This is a genomic window from Alistipes intestinihominis, assembly GCF_040095975.1.
GTDB lineage: Bacteria > Bacteroidota > Bacteroidia > Bacteroidales > Rikenellaceae > Alistipes > Alistipes senegalensis.
Genome location: NZ_JBBMFL010000019.1, coordinates 1 through 23043, shown reverse-complemented (window position 1 = coordinate 23043; position 23043 = coordinate 1). Strand labels below are relative to the sequence as shown.

Sequence of the window (23043 nt, the reverse complement as noted above, 5' to 3'; positions counted from 1 at the left end):
GGCCGCCGCAAACCGGAAGCTTACGGCGGCAGGTCAAGGAGTCCTCTCCGGCAATGACATCGGAACGGGCATACGGCTGATGAGCATCTGCTCGTGCAGCCACAACGCCTCTTCGGAAAGCATCGCGAACTCCTCGTCGGAAATCGTGTCGAGGTTGACGCCGGGAAAGTAGTGGCGGACATAGATCATCCGCTGGCGGATGCGCTGCTCGTCGGTCACTACCCACCGGCTTATAAGTTTACCAGGACACTCTGGCGGGTGGTGATCAGCTCGGAAAGCTGTCCCATCAGACCGAACAGGAAGAGCGACTCGTCGTCCACGAGTTCCTTATCTCCGTCCACGAAGCAGTCGCGGGCCAACGTGCGCATGGCGATTACCTCGTCCTTTTTGGAAGCGGCCATGAATTTGCTGAACTGCGGAAAGCTCGGTTCGGACATGTAGGCCACATAAATCTCTTTCTCGCCGTTTGCGGTGTCTCCGAAAACGACCATCGGACAAATCTTGCGGAGTTTCTTCTCCTCTTTCAGTTTGAGGGCTTTTTCCTTGATCTTGATCTCCTGTTCCAATGAAAGCATTTTTTCGTCCATATCGAATTTGTTTTGATTCACCGAAAGAGTAGGACAAAGAATCGTGGAAAGGTTGAAGACACGGTTCTTATTCACTTGTAATCCATATGTTATACAAAAAACTTCTTTGCTCCTGATATTCCCAGATCAGTCTTTAAAGGAAATTTCGCTGAATATATTTCATATATTTCTTTGATATATAGTATATAATCGTTAATTTTGCATATTCTCAAACATAAATGATTATGTGCAAAATAGATGATTTTATAGATGTGACAAGCCGGTACATCGCTGAATTGCTTGATTTGAGGGCGGACATCAGGCCGGTCGAAAAGGATGTCTTGCATACATTCCCAGCCAATATTACTGCCGGTTATACATTTTGTACGGCTAACTTGTTGGGGCATGACGTAGTTCTTCTGTATAGTGCAGACAGTTCTGCATATACTCCGGGGCAGATGCGGAAACAAAAAGAACTGGTTGAGCGAAAAGCCCAATGCCCGGTAATATTTGTATTGCGTACAGTGGCGGCCTATAATGTACGGCGTCTTGTCAGACATCGTGTAAATTTCATCATACCGCAAAAGCAAATGTTCATACCGGATTTGTTGATAGATTTGAAACCGCATAAAAATAATATCGGGGGCGGTGAAGAAACGCAGATTCCTGCAATTGCCCAATGCATAATCCTTTATCATCTTGAAGTAAAGTCTCTCGAAGGGAAAGGAACTTATGATATTGCAGATCTTTTCAACGTGTCGTATGCCAATGTAAACCGGGCGGTCAGATGGCTGAAAGATAAAGAAGTTATCGCTTTATCCGGCGGCAAGACAAAGAGTATGATATTTCAGTTCAAAAAGCGTGAATTATGGGACAGGATGTTGCCGTTCCTGGCGAACCCCATCGAGCGGATTGTATATACCGATAGTCTGCCTGATGAAGTATTTTGTATTAGTGGAGTAAATGCCTTGTCGGAATATTCAATGCTGAACAAGGAAAAAAATGACACTTATGCCATTGCAAAAGAAGAAGCTCGACGGTTGCAAATCCGGACAGACAAGGAATATGGCGAGACCCGCATAGAGATATGGCGTTACAATCCATGTTTTTTCTCAAAAAACGGCATTGTAGACAAATTGTCTTTATTTCTGGCCATGAAGGATATGGATGATGAACGCATTCAAATAGAATTGGAAACTATGATAAATAATATGATATGGTAAGAGGAATTGATAAATTCAGGGAGTTTTTCACCGGATATGAAGGAAACTATGTCATCATAGGTGGTACTGCCTGTGAAATGCATGAAGAAATATATGCACAAACTCCAAGGGCGACCAAGGACATAGACATTATACTGATTGTGGAGGCGCTGTCTTCGGATTTTGCTGCAAAATTCTGGGAGTTTGTAAAAACCGCAGGGTACAGACAAAGGAATAAGGGAACCGGGAACGGGGAATGCAGGCATGAATATTACAGGTTCAAGGAACCGGGAAATCCGGATTTCCCGTATCAGATAGAACTCTTTTCACGAAATATCGGGGTTGTCAAATTCCCGGACGATGCCCACATTACCCCCATTCCGGTTGATGATGACCTGTCAAGTCTGTCAGCCATTTTGATGGATGATGACTATTATAATTATACCATTGAACACAGCACGTTGGAGGAGGGCGTACATATTGCGAACATTGAAAGTCTTATCTGTCTGAAATGCAGGGCCTATTTAGAAATGACCGAGCGGAAAAACAATGGAGAACAAGTGGACAGCAAACATATCGTCAAGCACAAGAAAGATGTATTCCGGCTGGTTGCCATGCTTGCTCCTGCCGACACCTACGAAGTTCCTGATTCGCTTAAACAAGATGTTGACAGGTTTTGCCTGGCTGTCAAAGAAGAAGTGCCAAACTCTGATTTTTTCAAATCGGCAGGACTTAAAAGCATTTCCGGAGAACAGTTATTGGAACAACTTGAAGCCAATTTCATAACACAACAATGAGAATCCAATACGCATCCGACCTGCATCTCGAGTTTCGGGAGAACAGCAGTTTTTTGAAGCACAACCCGCTGGCTGTTGCCGGAGAAGTGCTTGTCCTTGCCGGAGATATAGGATATATCGGAGATGAGAACTACTCCAGACATCCGTTCTGGGACTGGGCTTCCGGAAATTACAGCCGGGTCATCGTGGTTCCCGGAAACCACGAGTTTTACAAGATGTTCGACATAGACAAGCTGTATAACGGCTGGTCGCTCAAAATCAGGGAAAACATCACCTGCCACTATAATGCCGTTATCCCATTGGGTAACGATATAGAATTGATCGCTACCACACTGTGGTCACATATCCTGTTGCAGGATGCCTATGAAACTGAGGCAGCCATCACAGATTTCCGCAGGATGCGTTACGGCAGCGAACCGCTGGACTGGACAAGGTTCAATGACGAACATTCGCGCTGTTTCCGTTTTCTGGAACAGAGCGTAAAACAAAGTACTGCCAGACATCTCATTGTCGCCACTCATCATGTACCGTCATTCGAACTGATGGCGCCGGAGTTCAAGGGCAGTCCGCTCAATGGGGCATTTACCGTGGAGCTTGGCGGTTTCATTGCAGACAGCCCGATTGAATACTGGATATATGGCCACTCGCACCGCAATATCAATAAGGTCATCGGAAACACCCGGTGCATATGCAACCAGTTGGGCTATGTGTTCAGTAACGAGCATACGTCATTCGATAAGGAAGCGCATATTTCGATTTAAGTCTGCCATACATAAATCCCGTCTGTCAGCCAAGGTCAATATCCGGCAAACAGACGGGTTATTATGTAACAAATTTATGGTTGACTATTGAAGTCGTGGCTTCACCAACTTCCCGTCGATACCGCATGTTTCCAGAACCGCGGTATTTTCTTTGTTGAAGGCGATCAGGCATGACGGCGCTCCGGCCGTACCACCCTGTTCCCCCGTAACATGGTAAAAACTGAGCCGTCCCTTGATAAAGAGTATTGAATCGGCGTTTGGGAATATCAGTTCGTGGAACAGGCGCGTGTCCGTGCGGGCAAAAGTGAGCGCGACGGCATTCCTGTGTTCGACACACCTGCGGATAAACCGGACAATCAGTGCAGTGTCATAGGGAGGATTGCAGAACACACGTCCGAACCAGGGTTGTTGCAGGCCGTCATCCTCAATGGTATAGTGATGTCGCGCCGTATCCCATGGGCGGTTTACGGGCGAACACGGATCCAAATCGAACGGCCCCAGCCTCCGAAGCAGGCAGGGAGGCGTGAGCCATTCGTTCTTTCCGGTAGAAGATTTCCCCTCGAAAGTTACATCCATGACAGCTTAGATTGTATCACCCGAGCCGATTTGGATATCGAACGGGTTGAGATCGAATTCATGGGTGATATTGGTATCATCCTGCTGTGACTCGAGACAATCCTCCGTGAAGATGCAACCTTTGAGCGTTACGGTCGTCGTTGTCCAGTCCTCGCCGGCCATCGGGTTGGCAAAGCTGATAATCAGGTCGAACTCGCCGATTTCGAGCAGCGAGCCGTACACCGAACGCAACAGCTGTTGCGTGGCATAGTCCATCGTGATGCTCGCCGTATAGGTAATGTTCCCGAACCCCCTCGACACCGGCCGTCCTCCCATGCCGTAGTTACTTTCGACCTTGCGCTTCTTCGACCATTTGATGGCCGACACGCCTTCAAGGGTCGTGGAACCTTCATCGATTCCCAGGGCGGTCGATGACAGGGTTATCATCGACCACGAGTATGCTACATTGTTGATTATTGCCATATGCTATGTCTTATTTGCGGTTAATGACAGTCCTTCCTCTACATAAATCTTCACGGCCACGCCCACCGGGACAAGGACATAGGAGATGCGCAGCGTGTCGTCCACCAACACGTTCTGGTTCGGGTCGATAGTGACGGCGTATCCTGAAATTTCCTGCGCCGCCTGCATCTTGGCCAGTATATCCCCGATGAGTGTCTTGAAAGCTGTAATCTTCGACGGGGCGAGGAACCCGGTTGAAGGATTGACCATCAGCGGTGAGTTCACATACGGCAGCAGGGCTGCACGCACGGCACGGCGGCTCTTGTTGATGGTGCGGTTCCGGGCAATGGTACGGAAATCCCCATGTGAGCATGTCTGGTCTTTCGAGATGTAGATCCCGTTCTCGCGGCCGGCATACTTGATGGGAAAAATATACCCCTTATCGTCGAGTTCGTCCAGCAGTGACGGGGAGAGTGACTCGTACCGGTTCAGGCTGAGGAAGTTCTCCTCTGCCTCGTCGAGGTTGATGTCCCCGAACCCCAACTCTATTTCCTGGAAATCGTCCGCGAAGAGATTGAACTGCTTGACCCATGCGATGGATTCGTGCACGTTGGCCTTTGCTATGGCTCCCATAACCGCTCCCAAAAATCCCACGGGCGTATGGTTCCTGTTGCACATCTGCATCGTGGAGATCTTTTCGTGATGCGCCTGGCCGAATATACAGCTGATACGGCTTGATTCACAGATGCATGAAGGTATTTTATTCAGGTCAATCTGACGCCCCTCAGTCGTATCCGCCCCCGTATTGGAAGGATTGGCGGAAAGGATGAGCGAGAGCGGCTGGTTCTGCTCCGCAAGCCCCACGGCCACGTCGTTGAGCCCCTTTACCAGATTGAGGTTGTATTGTTCCGATGCGCCGTTCGCTTTCCACAGCGGCTGTTCCGTCCATATGCCTATCTGGTTGATCATACCCCCGGCAGCACGCTGCATGATTTCCAGCGCATCCCAGTTCGCCGAACAGTCCGCGAACATCACGTAGAGTTTTCCTGAACCGCCCGGATTGCCGGACATGCGGAAAAATTCACGGATATGGTATGCCGGGATGCCGTGCAGGAAATTGACATTCATCTCCTCCTCGTCGGTTGCCTCCACACGTTCGATGATACCGAAGTCGTTCACGGCGGACTTGAACGAGGTGATGTAGCAGACATCGCCAGGCTTGAGCCTGGTCTCATTGGTTTTACCATACCCCTCCGTGAAAAGCGTCGGCTGGAGGGACACGTCGAACAGCAGTCCCGTCACCTTCTCGCCCGACGAGCCGGTATCGTAAGGAATATTGCCGTCCACATCCTTGATAAATACATTACCGAGTGCCATTATGATTTCTTTTTAAGTTCGTTGTAGAAAGGATTCCTGTAGAGTACGGCCTTGCCCCTGATGGCGGCCGCCGTGTCCGGCGCATAGGTTCCTCCGTGCGTGTCGATGTACAGCGACGGATATGCCGGGAACTTTTTCAACAGGGACAGGATGTGAGGCTCTGTCGTCTCCTCCGACCCTGCATTCCCTTTCCCCGCGGTCTTGGCCGGCAGCCTGTCTTCAGTCTCGCCGCCTGTCCCGAGGTTTTCCGATGCCGTTTCCGGAACGGGCACCGCCTGAGCCTCCGGTGCAGGAATATTATTGTTGTCTGTCTGCGGAGTTTCCTCCGTGTTGATTTTCTTTGCCATAACAGTAGAATGAAAATGGGGAACGGGGCCTTGCCTCCGCTCCCCGGGTGGATATTGAGAATGAAGAAAGGTGTGTTATTCGCTCTTCTTGTAGGCGGTATGGACCACGATCTCCGCCGGGCGGACGATGTTCACGTCCATTTTCATGCGCATCTGGAAAAAGAACAGCTCGGAGTTGGCCTGCAGACGGTCGATTTTCAGGATGTCCGTGTCGTTCGCGTAATCCACCCCCATCCACAGGTTGGAGTCCATGCCGGTGGAGAACTCGCCGAGCACCATCGTGTGTTCGGGGATTCCCACGACCGGGACGATGCGCTTGCCCTTGAAGCGATAGCGGTTGACCTCGGTATTCTCGGAATACTTGACCTGCTTGTCCGAGATATATTGGTCATACGCGTCCCAGGCGTCCCATCCGACCACAAAGGTCAGAGATGTCTTCTTTCGGATCTGCTTCGGACATTTCCTCCACATCGCATAGAGCGCCGCCTCCACCGCGGCCCCGTCCGTCAGCTCGGTCGTTCCCGAAATGATGCACTGCCCTCCGGCAACCACCTCGGCATCGGAGGAGTTCACATTGTCGAGGATCCGTTTGATGACCCCGTCAAAATATTTCTCCTTGTTGGCTCCGATTTTCGTGCAGCCTTCCGGTGCGGTAATCTTGGCCACCGTCTCTCCTCCGCGGGCGGAAGTCCAGATGGCGTTTCCGATATACTCGTTTTTCTTGTCCATAAGGAGACGGAGCATCGTCGCCTGGATTTTCGGGTCGAGCTCGCGGAACACGAGATTGCCTTCCGGCTGCGCGAAACGCCAGTACTTCTCGTAGTCCCTCGGGTTAAACTCGAGATAGACCATAAAATCGGACGGCTCAAGATGGCGTTCGGTGAACTGGTACTCGTTCGTGCCGTCATCGCCCTTGGCTCCGTGGATGGGTTGTGGGGTCGGCACGTTGTCCTGGATAATGTTGCCCAGCTTGATGGCAGGAAGCGTATAGCGGTGCTGGATGCCCGTCTTGATATGAATCAGTCCCTCGCGGACTGTATCATTGCCCTGCACGGTATAGGTCAGCAAGTCCTCAAGTACTTCGCCGCTATACCCGTTTTGAAGAAAGTTTACTGTATCAGCCATTGTCGTTTTAAGTTTTCCGTTGAAGAATGAAACTCGGCCGACTGGCGGATACCTGCTGTTTCCGCGCGAGACACTGCGGTCTCCGGCATGTCAGTTAAAATCGGGCGGACGCCCGCGGATAGTCTGTCAGAGCTTTCGGAACTTGAAATCCGCACCGACCACTTCCGCCACCTTCTCGGCCATCAGCTGTTCGGCGGTCTTTGTCGCTTCCGCCGTGGCCTGGATGTTGGCAGGGTCATCGGCGATTTCCTTCGAGATTTTCTCCCGCGCGGGAATGGAAGCCAGCGTGCTTTCCGCCAACTCGAAGTTGGAACCGGCCATCTCCACCCACTGCGTTTTCGCCTCACGGTCAATCTTGCCTTCTGCAATGGCATTCTCCACCAATGTCTCGATACGGGAAGCCTGCTCGTCCTTCTCTTTCTGCTCGTAGGCGGAAAGGCGTGCCGTCGCTGCGGCCAGGTCTGTCTGCAAGTTCCGGATGGAGGCGTCTTTTCCGGCGATGACGGTCTGCGCGTCGCTCAGTGATTTCTGTATTTCTCTGTATTTGGGTTCCATCGCGGCCAGTTCAGAGATACGTGCCATCACGTCCTTGACCTCACCGTCCTTCATGCCCAGCGAGGCTGCAATCGCCCCGTACTCAAAGCCTTGTGTCTTGTTTTCGTTTGCCATATCGTTTTCCGTTTCTGTAAGAGTAGGTTCAATGCCTTTGAAAGGTTTATTTCCCGCGCTGACACGGCTCATCAGTTCCTGGATGGCGGCCGTATCGGTCAATCCTTCTATCTCGTCATGCACTTTACGGCAAAGCTGCTTCGAGGTATGGATGACATGCTCCGCAGGTATGATGCCGGCCTTGACGGCAGCCTGTGCGTCGAAATAGGTCCCGTCCTTTCCTGCCTGTCCGTCCATGATGGCCCGCACATGCTCCGCTTTCAGGCCGAACCGTTTCCGGTAAATCGTCTCGATCTGTTTGGTAAAAGCCGTTACCATGTCCGACGGTTCCCCTCCGTCATCGTCCGGCAACATCGGGTTATGAATCATCAGTATGGCATAATCACGCATGAGAGAACGCTTGCCCGCCGCCCAGATGATGGAGGCCATCGATGCCGCGACCCCTTCGATGATACATTCCGTATCCACCGTGGCATTGGCGATGGTGGAATAGGTGGACATGCCGTAAAGGACACTGCCGCCCTCCGAGTTGATCAACACACGGATACAGGAGGGACGGATGATATTTTCCAAAAAGTCGAACTCGTCATTGAAACGTGAGGTCGTCTCTTCCGTCACGCGACCGAAGAAACGGATAACAGCCGGCTGGCCTGCCTTCGCCTCTCCGACGACATATTGAAGTGTGTTCATATCCATATGCAAGGGTTATTTGAACAAGAGTAGGCGGTGGGAAAAGAAAAGGTTTTGCACTGCTATTTATGGAAGTGGAAATATGAGAATCCATCCATTTATGGAAATGCGATTATCTTTACAGTATAATAGATTGTTCAAATTACAGACCGGTTGCAACTATTTGTATCAAGACCGGCATGCTGAACATTCTAAATTCAGCAAGTACAGAAAATGTATCATGAGTCTTGTATTATCTGCTGATTCATGTCTGTTTATACGCAGTGCGGATAAATCTCCTGCATGGATTTCAATTTTTCGATCCGGTATCCGAAAAACCAGATACTTCGTCATGTTCCGGACGCGGATGGAAGCCGTGTCCGCCGCTGTCATGTTGCGGCGCATCGCTGTGTTGGGTGAACGGGGGCATGACCACATACCTTTTTACCCAGTCCCTGTATTTCCACGCGGAAGATTCCCTGAACCATACCTCGTAGTCTATCCAGTACGCCTGCAACATATTGGTTGAAAGCGGCATGTCGAAATAGGTCAGGTTGCACCGCTCGCTCAGCGCCGGCTCATGGTTCTTGGCATCCTGTATGGCTACATTGAGCCGCTGGAAGACCAGAAACGCCTCGCATTCCTTGTCTTCGTCCGCATTGTTGAGCGTATTCAGGATAAACCGCACGCGCATGGTGGCGCGTCCCTCACCGATACGCTGTTGCTGTACCAGGTACCTCACGTTGATAAAGTGGATGAACACGGCAGGGAACACAGTCTCATACTCCGTGTTATCGTCACGAACAATGCGGGCGAACTGGCCGTTGTCGATAGCGACGGTTTTGAACAGGGGCGGCGACAACGGGTCGTCCGGATTCTCCCGCAGGGTCAGGACAGCCCGCTTAACGGCCCGGTATATCTCCACGAAAGGGTTCGCGGAAACTTCTTCAGGCAGGCTCTCCGCCGGTGCCGACGGTTGTGCGGGCTGTGGTGCGGGGTGTTTGTCTTTTATCATAGCGGCTGGTGTGGAAATCCTTTAAAAATCATATCTATGAAATGGACGGCGATATAGTCGTCCGTTTTCGGTGAGAATCCGATGAACTGCCGGTGTACGGGACGGCGCGTGGAATACTGGTTTACCGTGTACAGCCCGAACTTCGGATCGGTATTGTGTATGGCGGCATAATGCCCGTAACGCTCCTTGCTGCGTCCCCGCTTGCCCTTGACTGGAAAGCTCTTTTCCGTAGTCCACATGCAATACCTGGCGCCTTTCCGGAAGATGCGCGTACGGTCCGAACGCCGTCCCACTATGTCTGTCCGGCCGGCTTCCGACTGTATGCTCCGGGCCAGAGTCCCCGTATCGTTCATGAGAGGATGGGTGAACCTCTTTCCCCATTTGGAGGTACGAGGCGCCCATTTGCTACCGTTGAATCCCCCCGAAGCGAATGAGGACAGGAACTGCTGCCTGGTATAGTCACCGGCAGCAGTTGCGAAGTCGAATACGTTGAACTCTAGCCGGCTGGCCATGACGCGCGTACTGGTCCTGCTTACCCAGTGGCTGCAAAACTCATCAAGCGTTATCTTGGGCATAGGCGAACTTTCCTTTAATGCGTTTCACAATATCATTCATGTAACCCGGAAGCGGGACGGAGAAATAGCGGTGCGCATCGGAAAAGATACGCCCGCCGGTTGCCAGGCTCTCCCGGAAGACCGGATCCACCTTTTCCAGATAGTCTCCCTTATCCGGCAAAGCCGCCCGGACAGCGGCGAACCCCTCCGCGACCAGAAAGCAGCGGCATCCCCATTCGATCGGCGGTATCAGTTCCGGAGGAAACTCGGATTTGCGGAAGGAAATCCCTTCCAATGAAAGATGCCAGGCACGTACCCGTTCATCGCCTTGTGTCATGTAGGTAAGCACGGTATCCATATCCACCGCCATCCACCATGCGGCCATCGAGGCCGCGAAGAATACCTGGTTGTTCTCTTCCTCCGCATGGACGAGGTTATACCTGCGGCATATCTTTTCGTGTGCTTCCATGTCCTGTTCATCCGCTGTCTCGGGCAGTTCCCCGAGCATGGAATACTCCTCTGCCGCGGCAAAATCCACCAGGTTGTCTATGGCTGCAATCAGGATGTCACGCTGCTGCCGTTCCCTCTCTGTTGTAAAGGAGTTGTGATTTTTCAGTATCTCCAATGCCCGGTCCATGTCGATTCGCAGACCTGTCAGCGCACGGTCTATGAGGAAAGAGGCACGCAGGGTGATGATGTCCTCTATAATGTCGAGACGTTCCGCGCTGTTCTCCCAATAGAGGATCAGCCTGCGGAATGCATCGAAAATGACACGATACTCCTTTTCCGTATCGGATTCCGTGGTTGCAGATGCCCTGACAGCTCTGAACGGAGCGTTGTCCGGGAGCGGAAGACGGGCTTCTATTCCGCTCCCCGCAGAAAATTTCCGACCTTCGCCCCCCGGGGGCGTCCGTAACGCCGGAAATACTCCTCGTCCGACATGATGCCCCGGTCGTTGTGGCTGAGACCGGATGAGCCGCCTTCGGCTCCGAAACCTAATCCCGGGATAACATTGAGCTGCCGGCCCACATTGATACCGAACTCTTTCTCGATCTCATCGGCCGCCACTTCATATTTGTCCGTGATCAGCGAATAGAGCTTGATGCGGTCCTCGTTGCTCATCTCTATCCGGTTCGAATACCGGAACTCCAATCCTCCGGGGATATACCCGATAGCCACCAGGCGGGGGATTATCTCCTCGTTCATGATGTTTTCGATATACCGACGGTAGACTTCGATACGGTCGCGGAAAATGTCCTGGTGTGCTTTCGTGGAACCCACGTACGACTGCATCCCTCCGGCCATCGACTCGGAGCCGAGCACGAGGTTGGCAACTTCCTTGTTCACAAACTCGATAAGCCCGGTATATATCTTTTCCGAGTTGGACATGGTGAATGTCTTGATATCGACCTCGTCCTCAATGCCGGTAACCACCACCTTGTTCTGTGCCGCGTTGGCTATCTCGTTAGCCAGCCTCTTGCGGTCGGCATTGCTCTCGCTGACCGTCTTTCCGTGGATAATCGGCTGTCCGTAAGTATGGGAAAAGTTCACATAGTTGGCCACCGTGAATTTCTTGGCCAGTATCAAAGGGGTCGTGGCGGAAAAAAGTCCCAAGTCGCCGGAGTTTACCAGTACATAACAACGGTAATATGCCGGGTCATGTAAATCCCAATGCGGCTCCCACAGTCCCTGCCGCTTCAGTACCGTTTTCTGGTCCGGTAACACATTACGCCGTTCGATGATGTTGACTTCCGCCAGCCTGCCCGTTCTGGGGTCAGTATGCGGCATGATTTCAAGCAGGGTGTACCCGTAGAGTTTGGATTCCACTATGCCCTTGATTATCTTGTCGAACTGCGAACCCTGTATCTTCAGGGAGTTCGCCACGTCCTTGATGTATTTTCCCTTTTCGTTTACACGGGCAAGCATATAGCGGTCGCCGAGAATCTGGCTTTCCAGTGTCTCGACAACGGAACGTATATGAGCGTCCTGTTGCAGGCAGGCTTCATACAGGTCAATGAGCCGGGCGCGGTCATCGAGAATATATCCCGAACCGGTATCCTGACGACATGAACGGTAGCGGTTGTTGCGCTCGATTTCGCGAACATACTCCTGAATTGTCTTTTTGGAGGTCTTAAAAATACTCTCCAAGAGTTCCCCGTTAAATGATTTGTCCGATGTAGCCATAATTTTTTTGTTTCTTGTTCAAAGAGTAGAGACAATCCTCAAGAGAGGTTTTTACGGCTAAAAGAATATATGGAGAACGGGACTCTTAATGCTTGATTTACAAACCGAAATATGCAACTTAAATATATAGATATTTCGGTTTTATTTGCGTTGTAAATATCTTATTATCAGTAATTAACAATTTATTAAAAGTGTAATTTATGTATATATTTATAGTGTATTTCATATTAAAAAGATATATCTTTGCACCACGTTAGATACAAATCCAAGAACAATGAAAAAGAGAACATGAAAGAAGAAAAGATTCCCTGCCGGATAATCCGGTACAGGGAGTTCCCCGATCTGCTTTTCGGAACGTTACGGGAAGACGGACCGGTCTATTTCGACGCGACACGCTTCATCCAGGCCAAAGGAGATGCACGCCGGCATAATGTCCGTGATTTCCGTGTCGCTTTCCATCACTGGGCAACGGCGTTGGCAGACGCCTACGGAATAGACAGGGAAAAGATGATCATCCGTGACGAGGCGTCGGGACACCTGTTAATTGATGAATGTCTGGCTCTATTATTTGTCGTTTACATCGATCCCGCGTTCGGTGTCTACCTTCTGGAGCGCGTGGACGAACTGCTGTCCGGTGGATTTACGGTTTCAGACACTTGGCTGGTACAGGCTGCCGGTCTTAGATTTACAAAGGAGGAATTAACGCAAATTTTAGAACAACATGAGACGCAGCACATTTAAACGACCCAAGATGGTGCTCATCTTCAACGGGGCACAGGTTCTTGTAGCGGTCACGCGCTCGCTGCACAGCGCGGCGGAATTGACAAAAGGCAACTTGCAGGCTATCTCATTCTGTTGCACGGGCAAGTATGTATGCAGCGGCGGACTCTATTTCAGGCATCTGCATCCGGATGTGGAAATCGAGCTGGCCGACCTCGGCACACTGATGCTGAAAGATTATGACGCCCTTTGCGGCGAGAAACGCACGTACTATCCGGTGCGCAAGATGGCACATAAGAGAGCCTTGCTTGAAAACAAACGTAAGTCTGATAACCAAAAGAAAGGAGGAAATACCTATGAGGGAAAATAGGAATGTTCCGTTCCGGGACTGGAACATAAGGGTTTCCCGGAACCATAACGGCCAGCTCCATATCTGCGCCGTGGATATATGCGATATACTCAAGCGGGACGAACTGCTTGAAAACGGCGCCATCGCCCGTGTTTGCCCGACGGCATTGAAAATCAGTTTCCGGAAAAACGGCAGGGAACAGTGGGGTTTCCGTCCCATCGATATGCGTCGGCTTTTACAACTGGTACGCAAGGAGACTATTATACCCCGTGACCTGCTTGATGAATTGGAAGTGTGGGGCAACAAGCTTCTGGAACTGGAAGCCGGGGAGCTGCACGCCGTCCCGCAGGACGACATCGTCATGCACTTCGAGGAAGGGTTCCCCGTCACGTTCCGGCGTGTCGGCGACAAGCTGATGGTCAACGCCACGCAGATCACGATGCACTTCGGGAAAATCCCGTCTGAATGGCTACGCATCGCTTCCACGGATATGCTCCGCAGGGAAATGGCCGGCAACGGACATACCGGGAAATACGAGTCGCAAGTCTTCACCACACGGGGGCGGGGGCACGGTGCGACCTGGTTGGAATCACCGCTTGTCATACCGTTGGCCAGATGGATCGCCCCTGACCTGTCTTTGGCGGAATGGTTGGGCGAGGCTATCGGCAAACTCTCCGTGAAACGAGGGAAGACAATCGTACGCGAACGCCCCAGGGTGGCGGCACCCGGTCTGCCCTGTATGGATTGTCCCATGCCGCAGGATATGGAATCGGCGACGAGACTGATTCTGGAACTGCGGAAGGTGGTGAGTGAATCCCTGCCGAAAATCGTATTCTACGAGGAGTTTATCGAGAACAGGGACTGGTTCAAGAGCACGCGCATCGCTGACGAACTCGGCATATCGCCGCGACAGTTGCACCAGTTCCTTGCCGAAGAGGGCATCTGCAAGTACGAGAAGCGGCAATGGGTGGTCTTTCCTTCCTGCCGGGCCTGGCAATGCGATGTGCCTTACACGTGGGAGAACAGCCGGGGCAAGGTATATACTTTCGGATCCACCAAACGATGGACACAGGCCGGACGGGAGTGTATCATAGAACTGTGGCGCAAGAGGAACCCTGAATACTGCCCACCGGGTGCATAGCGATGGAAACGGCATTACAGCGGATCATCCGCAAGACAGGAAGACGGCCGGTAGAGTGCCGTTGCCGTCTGTGCAGGCAGCAATGCCGGATACCGTGCCTCGGTACGCCGGAAGACATCCTCCGGTTGCTGAAAGCCGGATACAGGGAGCGTCTTGCACCCACTCGGTGGGCGGTAGGCCTGCTGTTGGGAAAAATCCCGTATATCGTGCCGATGGTACAGGCGAAACAGGAAGCAGGCGGGTGCACGTTCTTTCAGGACGGACTGTGTGAACTGCACGCGGCAGGGCTCAAGCCCACTGAAGGCAGGTTGTCGCACCATACCATCACCATGGAGAACCTGAAGTTCGGAATGTCGCTCTCGTGGAACGTGGCCAAAGAATGGCTGGACGAGCGGAACTTCGACACGATACGGGAGATTGTCCGGATAATGGGAAAATAGATGAGGGACGGTTTCATGAATGAAGTATCAGTATAACCGGTTGATTCCTCCTTTGCCGATTTCATGGAACCGCCTCTTATTAATTCATACCATTTGCAAACAGTTCGTATTAGTCGCGGCTATCCTTTATCAGGAAAACATTTAAACGCGAATGATATGAAACTGAAAAGCAGAATGACCGTCGGGGAGATGTCGGAACACCTGACGGAACATACCGGCAAGTTCGCCAACCGCGTATCCGTGGGGCGTTACGCCAAAAAACTGGGATACGCCGTGTATAAACCGATGATAAACGGCAGGATATGCCAGTTCTATGTCAATCCGTCGATTAAGGATGACGGGGAAGCGGAAACATTACGGACGAACGAACGCGAAAACGGACATGAAAGGGAATGACGACAAAAGGCAACACGTGATACCGTTTATGAAATGCTTCACCGGGCTGGTCGGCGCGTTCACCCCGGAAGAGGTCATCTTCATGCTGTACATGGCAGACCGTACACGCCTGCGTGAAAAAGGTTACGACACCTTGCGCAGCAAGCGGTACTACATGGAGAACATGGAGATGGGTTCGCGGATTTTCGACAAGTGCGTGGAAAAGACAACGCGTATGGGATTGCTTGAACGGGTGCCGGTCAGCGGGATGTACGATTACCTGTGGCACATGGATTCCTACAACCGGCTTGTAGGGATATTGGCGGAACTTGGAAATCCTTTTTCTACCAGGGCATTCTGTCATCGGATGTTCGATGTGGAAAAAAGGACCGTGGCATCCGTCTCTGACGAAGAGGTCAGCCAATGGAAAGAGAGACACCGAAAAGTTTGAGCGTATCTGTCCACGGAACGTAAATGAATAAAAACAGACGGCATCGTTGTGATTTGCCGTCTGTTTTTGTGTTTTTGCGACATAAAATCCGATAAAACCGGAAGGAGGTGGTAGCCGGGTACAATATTATCCGGGCAAACGACAGAATATGCTAAATATACTTATTCAGTTCTTCCACAAGAAGATGCACCGTTGTCGAAGATTCCGCTTGTGCCGGCGGTATTCCCTCCATTCGGCGCAATACGGCTTTTGCGTTCGTGATGGCCTGAGCCTGTTTACCGCCCAGCTCCCTGAAAACACGACCGCCTGTACCGGCTTCCTTGTTGTAGGAGAAGCCCAACAAGCCGGATAGCTTTGTTTCATATTGATTTCTGTGCATCGGGCCTTGTACCAGGTTATAGTGCAGCAAGAACCAATACTCGAAAGCCTGGTTGCTGTATGCCACCCTCATGCCACCGGCTTCCGCCATACCGATAGCCCGGTTGAAATCCCGATCGGGAAAGTCATCCTTGTCAAATACCACCCAGCACTGGTCATACTCGCGTCCTTTCTTCCGCTCTTCTTCTTTCATCCGTAAAGCCTTTTGGACAAGACCTACCGTATTGAGTCCCTGGCCTACCGCTTTAATATTGGCGGAGGTCAGGCGAAACGCATTGAAATAATCCGGTTCCGTATTTACCCCCTCGCAGATGATCAGGAAGGATTGTTTGACCTCACGGACAAAACTGATACGCCTGAGTGTCCGTGCCGCGCGTGGATCACGCTTGTTCGTCCGTGCTGCCATATTCTTCCTCCCTCAGGTCAAATAACCGTTCAAACTGGCCGATGACAGGGATACCGCCATATTTCCCCATCAGGTACTCCTTTTCGAAAGGTGCACTGTTGCGAACCTTGTATTCCGCCAACGAATAGAGTTCCGAGGCTCCAAACGAATCTTTCTGTGTAAACCAGATCTGATCCCTGCGGAACAGGCTTGCATTAAGCAGGTTGGTGTCATGTGTCGTGAAAATCAACTGTGCATTCCTGGGATTTGTCACTCTGGAATTGAACAGCCCGATGATGCGACTGGTCAACAGAGGGTGCATTTTCGAGTCGAACTCGTCGACAACCAGCCTTTTGCCATGATCCAACGCGTCGATTATAGGATAAGCCAGCGAGAAGTATTTGATCGTACCCTCCGACTCGTTTACGCGGAACGGGAAAGTGACCGTCTTCGTGGCGTTGCCCTCCTCGTCATATTGCTGGTGTGAACTGATGACTGTATTGTCAACCTTGCGTATGTCGTCGATTCCGAAGTCTGCAAACCGGGCAAACTCCACAATACGCCTTTTCATGGACGGATCATCGATCTGGGCTATCGCCATTTCCCAAATCCGCTCGTCGCTGCTGCCAAGAACAATCGTGGTGTTGGCCAACCATCCCATGATTTCCACCGAGACGCTTTCGTTGAACTGTGCTGCCACGGAAAGAAGCAGCGCATTGTCGCGCACCATTTTTTTGGCGACAACCTCTTTGCCGACCGAAAATTTGGGATGCAGTTCATACTCATCGCCGTCACGCAGGAACAGTTCCACCTCCTTTGCCTTGCGCTTGTTGCCCTTTTGATAAAGCCACTCCCGGTGTACACGTTTTTCATCGACTTCAAACCCATAGCGGTATTGGACCGTTTCGTCGGCAAAGACCGCCTCAAAATAACTGGGCTCCTGTTCCGTCCTCCGGTTGAGACGGAAACTTTCCACCCGTATGCTTTCGCCGGACTGCACGCCTTTGGAGGAATTGATGACAAACCATTTGAAGAAATCGAGCGCTTTGACTAGATTCGATTTCCCGCTGGCATTGGCCCCGTAGATGACCGCACTCTTCAGCAAAGAGAGGTTCGTACCTTCAAGCTCAAAAACAATCTCATCGGACCGGGTCTGTTTTTCTTTCAGCGCGGAAGCAGCCAAAGACAAGGTCGCCGGCTCCTTGAACGAAAGGAAATTTTCGACTGTGAACTGAATAATCATATTATATCGCAGTTATATGTAAATTTTATGCAAATATAGGGGATATTTTTCATATATAGATGTTTTATCGGATCTCTTTTTGCGGTTATTTTCCTGCACGTGAAAATCAGACCGTTTTCGTTCTTGCAATGCTGCCCTGCAAAAGGCGACTGCAATTTTCCGAAGCGGCAACATCGGCTTGCGATTCATGCTCCCGATAGTGGAATTTGGGTGGAAAGACGCGAAATTCGCCACATCTTTCCCCTCAATGTGGTACAAATGTACCGTGTATCTGACAGGAGGGGTGTTACAAATGTAGCAACAATACTATAAGTAGTATTATACAAGAAGAAAGAAGAAAGATGTACTTTTTTCTTTGACGCAAAGAAAAAAGATACCAAAAAAGAAACAAATCATGACAGACGGCACGCCGTCTGTTTTTTTGTTTTTTTGAATCGGAAAGTGTTGAAAACGGATAAGATGAGGATTAAAGGACCACTTCCTCCCCAGATACAAGAGAGAGAAACAGAACGAATACCTTATACCGTCACCCTCTTACCGTCTGGCATCCTTGTCGCGGTTCAGCCTTACGACAGAGCGCACGCAGTCACGTACCAGTTCGGCATCCCTCCGCTCCATGAAATAGTTCCCGCATTCCAACCGTTTCCTGTCCGCCGGCCTGTTGTTGTCCCTGCATTCACGGATTTCCAGTATGTCATTCAGGTAATAGTACTTGTCACCGCGTCTGACACGTGTTGCCAGCCGTTCGAGTTCCTTCAGCCGTCCGTTCCATGCAAGCCCTTTCTGGCGTAGAGCATCGGAAAGCCTGCTACGGCCACTGGTTCCGATAGGCAGTATCTGGAGATTCACCGCGTACCCGACTGTTTCATGCAGGGAATAGCGCAGGCTCCCGTCTTCGTCCAGCAGGCAATACAGCACAACACGTCCTTTTGCGTCGATTTCCTTGAAAGCCCCCAGTATTACATGCTCATCCAGGATACTGAGTTTTACCAACTGTCCGTCTTTGGGAGCATAGAGAGATTCCGAACATACACCCCGGCGCTTGTCCCATGCAAGATGGCCTTCGTTCAGCAGGCGTTGGAGGGCAATCTTTTGCTCTGCGCTCGCTTCCCGGCAATCATTCAGAAACATGACCGCGTCATCGGTAACGAGTTCTTTGCCCGCAGTCATCCTTACCGGAACCGACACGCAATTACCCGTGACATCTCCCACAAGTCCGGTTTCCGATGTCCCACCGTTGAAGACGACCATTCCCTTGCGAATGGACGACCCACCCGTGCTGTCTTTCGGAATACTCCCGATTTTCTTCTTATGATATGATTCCATTCTTTCGATTCTTTATCCAGATATTTCCTGTAACAGCAAAATGCCATACTTCATACATAAGTGGATACAATACGGCAAATATACGTATAATTCACCAAAAAGGCAGGTAACTGAACCCCATTTCTTCTGCATTTCCACGGTTTCCTGTATAAAGTCACAAAAACCGTACAAATAAGTCGGAATCCATGTGGATAGCTTCGTTCTGTATATTCTATATGATTAAGGAACAAAACATTACAAGATTGTCCGATTGTGAAAAGCATATCCGAACATACTGAATGACAGGAATACACATCCTCCTTTTCCGTCGTCCAATCCGGTTAAGAACAGTCAATATACCGACGTGTCTCTATATATTTTTTGATACGTTTTCAGCGTATCTAAAAAACAGCTTCAAGCCGGAACCCGGAAATCGTGCAGAAAGTCTGTACACCCGTGAAAATTGAAAGGACAGGCATCCACAAATGAGAATATTTCAAAAATATGGGACATGGTGAACACCAGCACCTTAAGCAACCATGATAAATACAAGTACTTTACTGTATATTTTTTGATACCTGCTTACAGTTTCAATCCGAAAGCCGCATTTTGAGCCGTTTTGGAAAACCGGACTTGAAAAAACGGCCCGAGGACAGAGACCGAATCCGCACCCGAGGGTACACCCTCCCCAATCTTTTTATTTTTATTACACCATTGAATATCAATAATTTATTAGGTTTACTTTTGTATAAAGTAAGCCTAAAAACGTCTTTTACATTATCTTTGCTTACAAATTGAAAGTAAAAAAATCTTTTCAGTCCTATTTTATCCATTTTAAGCAGCTAATAATCTGATAATCAATAGACAAAACTGATTTTGATTTTATACATACGTTGAAACGGGGCTTTTTTGATTTTTGCAAAGGAAAAATTTTTTTCAAAGAAAATCATTTTTTCTATTTTATTGATATTCAACTATTTACAAATTCACTTCGCGCGCGTGCGTTCCATATTCGCAAAAAGGCTGTTTTTGGAACGTTCCAAATTTTTTTTCTCAAAAAGTTTTGCAGTTCTGAAAAACGGTTTTATAATAGTCATGTACTCGAAAGCCAAACAAACGGCAAACAAGTACGGAGAAAAACGAATAAAAAAATAGATAGTAAAAAACAGAATTAAAAAACAGAAAAGCAAAGACCGCCGAGAGCGAGAAACAAAAAGCCCTTTTTGTGGGAAACCTATTTTTGAGGCTTGGAAAATCAAAAATTCGCCTGTTCGCTTTGGAGCGATTAAATAGGGTGTTAAATAACCACACCGAGCAGGACTACAGACCAATGTAGCAAGTTGGAACGGCTAAAAACGTGTTTTTAGTCCGCATACGCAAAGCACGCAAATTTGGGAGTGCGAGAGTTGTATGGAAAAAGGACGTGTAAGAATAATGCCATAATTGCGCCCTTGTGCGCTCGGAATAAAATGCACGATAGCGGTAAAAACTATCCGCATAGAGGACGCTGGTAAATGTATATGCCAATGCTATACCCAATACCCAGCTCGGTGGTAACGCCTAAATGCCTCACCTTACAGTTAGCTGCCGGATTGGGAAAGATCCGGGACGTGCCAGAGAAGCGTCTTGCCGAAATTGGAGTAAAGCAGCGCAGAGCCACGACACGAGTGATGCGTGAGTAAGCCGATACACGATATGCCGAAAATGCGCTCATTTGGATAGCCTGCTATGGGGTACGTTTTAAGTGCGACAAAGTTACGAAAAATTTTGCCGTGCAGGGTGAAATGCACGGCAAATTTTTGGGCGCGTGGCAGGAAATGCCACACTTTGCGCTATGGTGCAGAGTTCGGGGTTCGACTCCCCGAGTGCCCGCAATGCGTGATTTTGCGCAGTGTTTCTAAAATTTTATCATTATGGCAACTTCTAAATTGAACAAGGAACAGTATGCAAACATCGGTTCGTTTGCAGGTATCATGTTGGTTTACAACTCTACCAACAAGGACGGTGAACTCGTGCAGACGGCACAGCACTTTTTCGGTGCGGACTTTGAGCCTGCCGACAAGTCGGACAACGAGATTTTCCGTGTGATTAAAAACATGGTCGCAACTATGTGGCACACCATTGCGGAGGAAAAGAAACTGCGTGCCGATGCCGACGGCATACGCTCGAAATTCCGTGCCACAACCCCTGCGGAAATCATCATCTGCGAGAAGTCGGGAAATCGTATCAAGAAGTACGACCTTACCGACAGCGTTTGGGCGCGTATCGGTCTTGTGCCGACCAAAGTAGACCTCGAGAAGTCAAACCGTGATTTCCAAAAGACAATCCATGCCGCTGCAAAGGCTATCCGCAACGCCATGAATTTCGCCCCGAACCTCGCCAACCTCGAAAAGCCTGCCGAGAAAACGACCAAGACCGGCAAGGCTGAAAAGGTGGCGGAACAGCCTGCCGGAACGGTTGCCGATGAAAGCAAAAAGGCGGCATAAGGGCAACGGAGTAACTGAAACCTGCCCGAAAAAGGCAAAAGGACGGCAGGCAGCCCGCTGAACGTGTGGGACTGCCTGCCCTTTTCGTATCTGCCGTCGTAAGTGCGTGTTCTTGTGGCGTATGCCAAGAATACGCGCTTTTCATTTCGGGCGAAAGCAACTGTAACGTGATAGGCGAAAAGAATTTCCCGGCAAAAAACGGTGCCGGGACTGTACCTCCGCCGCAGGACGGGGAGTACACCGTGGACGACCTGAAGACCGCTCTGGAAGAGTCCGAGCGGTCGCTGCATGATGCCGTCTTCATAGCCCGCCAAGTGTGGGAGAAGGACTGCGATGCCGTGAAGTTCGACATCGACGACCTTGTGCAGATAGAATCGGCATTGCAGGAGATATGCAACATCACCGCCGGAATTGACAGCGGGGACGATGGCGAGTAACATGACGCGCATACGTGCTGCGGAAACTGCGGGGCGTGCGCGCTTTTTCGGGCATTGATATACACTGTGTCAGGATTGCACCCTGAAATGCCCGCACTTTTCTAAAATTCCCTCCGATATGACTTCCTTGCGCCGTGAGGCGTTGTGCCTACCTTGTATATAACACGGTTAAGCACGGTCTGGCGTTCTGCGGAACCGCCTGCCGTGCTTCCGCTGTTATCCTATGCGGGGAAGCGGAGAACGGATGTGCCAATAATAAAACGAATAAATATGATAGAAGTGTTTGACGCAAAGCGCACCCGCAGTTACGGGTGCTTTGCCAGTTTCAAGGCTGCCACCGATACGCTTGACAGCCTTGCCGCGACGGGACAGCTCGGAAGTGTGCCCGCTGTCAGCGTGGCGGCGTATTGCAGCGGCGTGTTACAACGGGAATATGAAGCGGTGTTTGTCGGTGGGAAATGGCGTGTGCCGAAATCTCCGAAAAGGCGGATGCCGGAAACGAGACCTGCCCGTGGGAGACGTCGGCGGAAATGGTGCAAGGAGTACGCTACGGCGGAGCTGATGTTCCGAGAAGGGTTTCCCGACCATTTGAACCGCAGTTATCCGCTCTCGGCGGACAGCCTGAGACGGTGCAACCGGAAATGCAGAATTTATATGCAATAATAAAAACGCAATGAGTATGAAAACATTAGCAGACGTGAAACGGAAAATGACGCTTGGCTCGAAGTGGCGGTGTGTCCGGCTGTTCGAGGGCGGAAAAGACCTCGGCGTGCGTGAGGTCGGGAAAGTGCAGGGTAATGCCGTGGCATTCCTCAAACCCGACGGGAAACTCTCGTGGCTATGGTGGCCAAAGGCAAAGGACGTGCAGGTGGAAGAAAACGCCTTCACCGTGCTCCAGAACGGAGTGCCCAAGCTCAAGTACATCTATGCCGGATAGGTGTTCCGGAAAAAATCATGCAAAATAATATGAATTAATAATCCCTATGTTTACAATCAGGGTAAGCCGCGATGATAGCGGATAAATGAAAAAGCTATCGAGATTTTGGTTAG

The 23043-nt window shown here is 50.4% G+C and carries 28 protein-coding genes; 13 read left to right on the top strand and 15 right to left on the bottom strand.

Features of this window, described 5'->3' with window-relative positions:
- Window positions 1–33: 33 nt before the first annotated feature.
- Window positions 34–219 (bottom strand): hypothetical protein, encoded by a 186-nt coding sequence (locus WMO46_RS13570; RefSeq protein ID WP_004293597.1) that lies wholly within the window; start codon window positions 217–219, stop codon window positions 34–36.
- An 11-nt stretch (window positions 220–230) separates the two neighbouring features.
- The gene (locus tag WMO46_RS13565; protein WP_008860783.1) at window positions 231–587 is read right to left on the bottom strand and encodes a hypothetical protein; all 357 of its coding nucleotides are present in this window, start codon (window positions 585–587) and stop codon (window positions 231–233) included.
- Window positions 588–811: 224 nt separating this feature from the next.
- On the opposite strand from WMO46_RS13565, the gene WMO46_RS13560 reads away from it, so the two are divergent.
- The 3 genes from WMO46_RS13560 to WMO46_RS13550 are packed head-to-tail and all read left to right on the top strand — an operon-like array spanning window position 812 to window position 3326.
- On the top strand, window positions 812–1789 hold the full coding sequence (locus WMO46_RS13560; RefSeq protein WP_004303975.1) for a hypothetical protein: 978 nt from the start codon (window positions 812–814) through the stop codon (window positions 1787–1789).
- Entirely contained in the window at window positions 1783–2565 is a 783-nt protein-coding gene (locus WMO46_RS13555) for a hypothetical protein (protein WP_004303974.1), read from the top strand. The genes WMO46_RS13560 and WMO46_RS13555 overlap by 7 nt, the downstream gene beginning before the upstream one ends.
- Complete coding sequence (locus WMO46_RS13550) at window positions 2562–3326, top strand: metallophosphoesterase (RefSeq protein WP_004293601.1); 765 nt, start codon at window positions 2562–2564, stop codon at window positions 3324–3326. The genes WMO46_RS13555 and WMO46_RS13550 overlap by 4 nt, the downstream gene beginning before the upstream one ends.
- Before the next feature lie 84 nt (window positions 3327–3410).
- Here the strand turns inward: WMO46_RS13550 and WMO46_RS13545 are convergent, their stop codons facing one another.
- The 10 genes from WMO46_RS13545 to WMO46_RS13500 form a co-directional block, all read right to left on the bottom strand.
- Complete coding sequence (locus WMO46_RS13545) at window positions 3411–3902, bottom strand: DNA N-6-adenine-methyltransferase (RefSeq protein WP_004293602.1); 492 nt, start codon at window positions 3900–3902, stop codon at window positions 3411–3413.
- A gap of 6 nt (window positions 3903–3908) precedes the next feature.
- The gene (locus tag WMO46_RS13540; RefSeq protein ID WP_004293603.1) at window positions 3909–4364 is read right to left on the bottom strand and encodes a hypothetical protein; all 456 of its coding nucleotides are present in this window, start codon (window positions 4362–4364) and stop codon (window positions 3909–3911) included.
- A gap of 3 nt (window positions 4365–4367) precedes the next feature.
- Window positions 4368–5720 (bottom strand): DUF2586 family protein, encoded by a 1353-nt coding sequence (locus tag WMO46_RS13535; protein WP_004303973.1) that lies wholly within the window; start codon window positions 5718–5720, stop codon window positions 4368–4370.
- Window positions 5720–6067, bottom strand: a complete 348-nt coding sequence (locus tag WMO46_RS13530; protein ID WP_004293605.1) for a hypothetical protein — start codon at window positions 6065–6067, stop codon at window positions 5720–5722. The genes WMO46_RS13535 and WMO46_RS13530 overlap by 1 nt, the downstream gene beginning before the upstream one ends.
- 75 nt (window positions 6068–6142) lie before the next feature.
- Complete coding sequence (locus tag WMO46_RS13525) at window positions 6143–7192, bottom strand: hypothetical protein (protein ID WP_004293606.1); 1050 nt, start codon at window positions 7190–7192, stop codon at window positions 6143–6145.
- Between the two features lie 126 nt (window positions 7193–7318).
- On the bottom strand, window positions 7319–8557 hold the full coding sequence (locus tag WMO46_RS13520; protein ID WP_004293607.1) for a Clp protease ClpP: 1239 nt from the start codon (window positions 8555–8557) through the stop codon (window positions 7319–7321).
- A 283-nt stretch (window positions 8558–8840) separates the two neighbouring features.
- The gene (locus tag WMO46_RS13515; RefSeq protein ID WP_004303972.1) at window positions 8841–9545 is read right to left on the bottom strand and encodes a hypothetical protein; all 705 of its coding nucleotides are present in this window, start codon (window positions 9543–9545) and stop codon (window positions 8841–8843) included.
- Window positions 9542–10120, bottom strand: a complete 579-nt coding sequence (locus tag WMO46_RS13510) for a hypothetical protein (protein WP_004303971.1) — start codon at window positions 10118–10120, stop codon at window positions 9542–9544. Before WMO46_RS13510 ends, WMO46_RS13515 begins: the two co-directional genes overlap by 4 nt.
- Complete coding sequence (locus WMO46_RS13505; protein ID WP_004303970.1) at window positions 10101–10736, bottom strand: phage minor head protein; 636 nt, start codon at window positions 10734–10736, stop codon at window positions 10101–10103. Before WMO46_RS13505 ends, WMO46_RS13510 begins: the two co-directional genes overlap by 20 nt.
- A gap of 224 nt (window positions 10737–10960) precedes the next feature.
- A complete protein-coding gene (locus tag WMO46_RS13500; protein WP_004303969.1) occupies window positions 10961–12283 on the bottom strand; it encodes a phage portal protein family protein in 1323 nt (440 codons plus the stop codon).
- Window positions 12284–12571: 288 nt separating this feature from the next.
- Between WMO46_RS13500 and WMO46_RS13495 the strand changes: the two genes are divergently transcribed.
- From WMO46_RS13495 to WMO46_RS13475, 6 genes are all read left to right on the top strand, one after another.
- Entirely contained in the window at window positions 12572–13024 is a 453-nt protein-coding gene (locus WMO46_RS13495; RefSeq protein WP_004293612.1) for a hypothetical protein, read from the top strand.
- A 10-nt stretch (window positions 13025–13034) separates the two neighbouring features.
- A complete protein-coding gene (locus WMO46_RS13490) occupies window positions 13035–13373 on the top strand; it encodes a hypothetical protein (protein ID WP_004303967.1) in 339 nt (112 codons plus the stop codon).
- Complete coding sequence (locus tag WMO46_RS13485; RefSeq protein ID WP_004303966.1) at window positions 13360–14493, top strand: phage antirepressor KilAC domain-containing protein; 1134 nt, start codon at window positions 13360–13362, stop codon at window positions 14491–14493. The genes WMO46_RS13490 and WMO46_RS13485 overlap by 14 nt, the downstream gene beginning before the upstream one ends.
- Before the next feature lie 2 nt (window positions 14494–14495).
- The gene (locus WMO46_RS15645; RefSeq protein ID WP_004293615.1) at window positions 14496–14933 is read left to right on the top strand and encodes a hypothetical protein; all 438 of its coding nucleotides are present in this window, start codon (window positions 14496–14498) and stop codon (window positions 14931–14933) included.
- A gap of 156 nt (window positions 14934–15089) precedes the next feature.
- The gene (locus WMO46_RS13480; RefSeq protein WP_004293616.1) at window positions 15090–15329 is read left to right on the top strand and encodes a hypothetical protein; all 240 of its coding nucleotides are present in this window, start codon (window positions 15090–15092) and stop codon (window positions 15327–15329) included.
- 28 nt (window positions 15330–15357) lie between these two features.
- On the top strand, window positions 15358–15759 hold the full coding sequence (locus WMO46_RS13475; RefSeq protein WP_229034950.1) for a hypothetical protein: 402 nt from the start codon (window positions 15358–15360) through the stop codon (window positions 15757–15759).
- A 151-nt stretch (window positions 15760–15910) separates the two neighbouring features.
- Here the strand turns inward: WMO46_RS13475 and WMO46_RS13470 are convergent, their stop codons facing one another.
- The 3 genes from WMO46_RS13470 to WMO46_RS13460 form a co-directional block, all read right to left on the bottom strand.
- The gene (locus WMO46_RS13470; protein ID WP_004293618.1) at window positions 15911–16543 is read right to left on the bottom strand and encodes an RloB family protein; all 633 of its coding nucleotides are present in this window, start codon (window positions 16541–16543) and stop codon (window positions 15911–15913) included.
- Window positions 16518–17765, bottom strand: coding sequence for an AAA family ATPase (locus WMO46_RS13465; protein ID WP_004293619.1), 1248 nt, complete (start codon window positions 17763–17765; stop codon window positions 16518–16520). Before WMO46_RS13465 ends, WMO46_RS13470 begins: the two co-directional genes overlap by 26 nt.
- Window positions 17766–18299: 534 nt before the next feature.
- Window positions 18300–19091, bottom strand: coding sequence for a hypothetical protein (locus WMO46_RS13460; protein WP_004303962.1), 792 nt, complete (start codon window positions 19089–19091; stop codon window positions 18300–18302).
- Window positions 19092–20983: 1892 nt separating this feature from the next.
- Here WMO46_RS13460 and WMO46_RS13455 point away from each other — a divergent pair.
- The 4 genes from WMO46_RS13455 (at window position 20984) to WMO46_RS13440 (ending at window position 22930) form a co-directional block, all read left to right on the top strand.
- Entirely contained in the window at window positions 20984–21556 is a 573-nt protein-coding gene (locus tag WMO46_RS13455; RefSeq protein WP_004303961.1) for a hypothetical protein, read from the top strand.
- Between the two features lie 167 nt (window positions 21557–21723).
- Window positions 21724–21993 (top strand): hypothetical protein, encoded by a 270-nt coding sequence (locus tag WMO46_RS13450; RefSeq protein WP_008143004.1) that lies wholly within the window; start codon window positions 21724–21726, stop codon window positions 21991–21993.
- 270 nt (window positions 21994–22263) lie between these two features.
- Complete coding sequence (locus WMO46_RS13445) at window positions 22264–22656, top strand: hypothetical protein (RefSeq protein ID WP_004303960.1); 393 nt, start codon at window positions 22264–22266, stop codon at window positions 22654–22656.
- Between the two features lie 16 nt (window positions 22657–22672).
- Complete coding sequence (locus WMO46_RS13440; RefSeq protein ID WP_004303959.1) at window positions 22673–22930, top strand: hypothetical protein; 258 nt, start codon at window positions 22673–22675, stop codon at window positions 22928–22930.
- Window positions 22931–23043 lie beyond the last annotated feature (113 nt).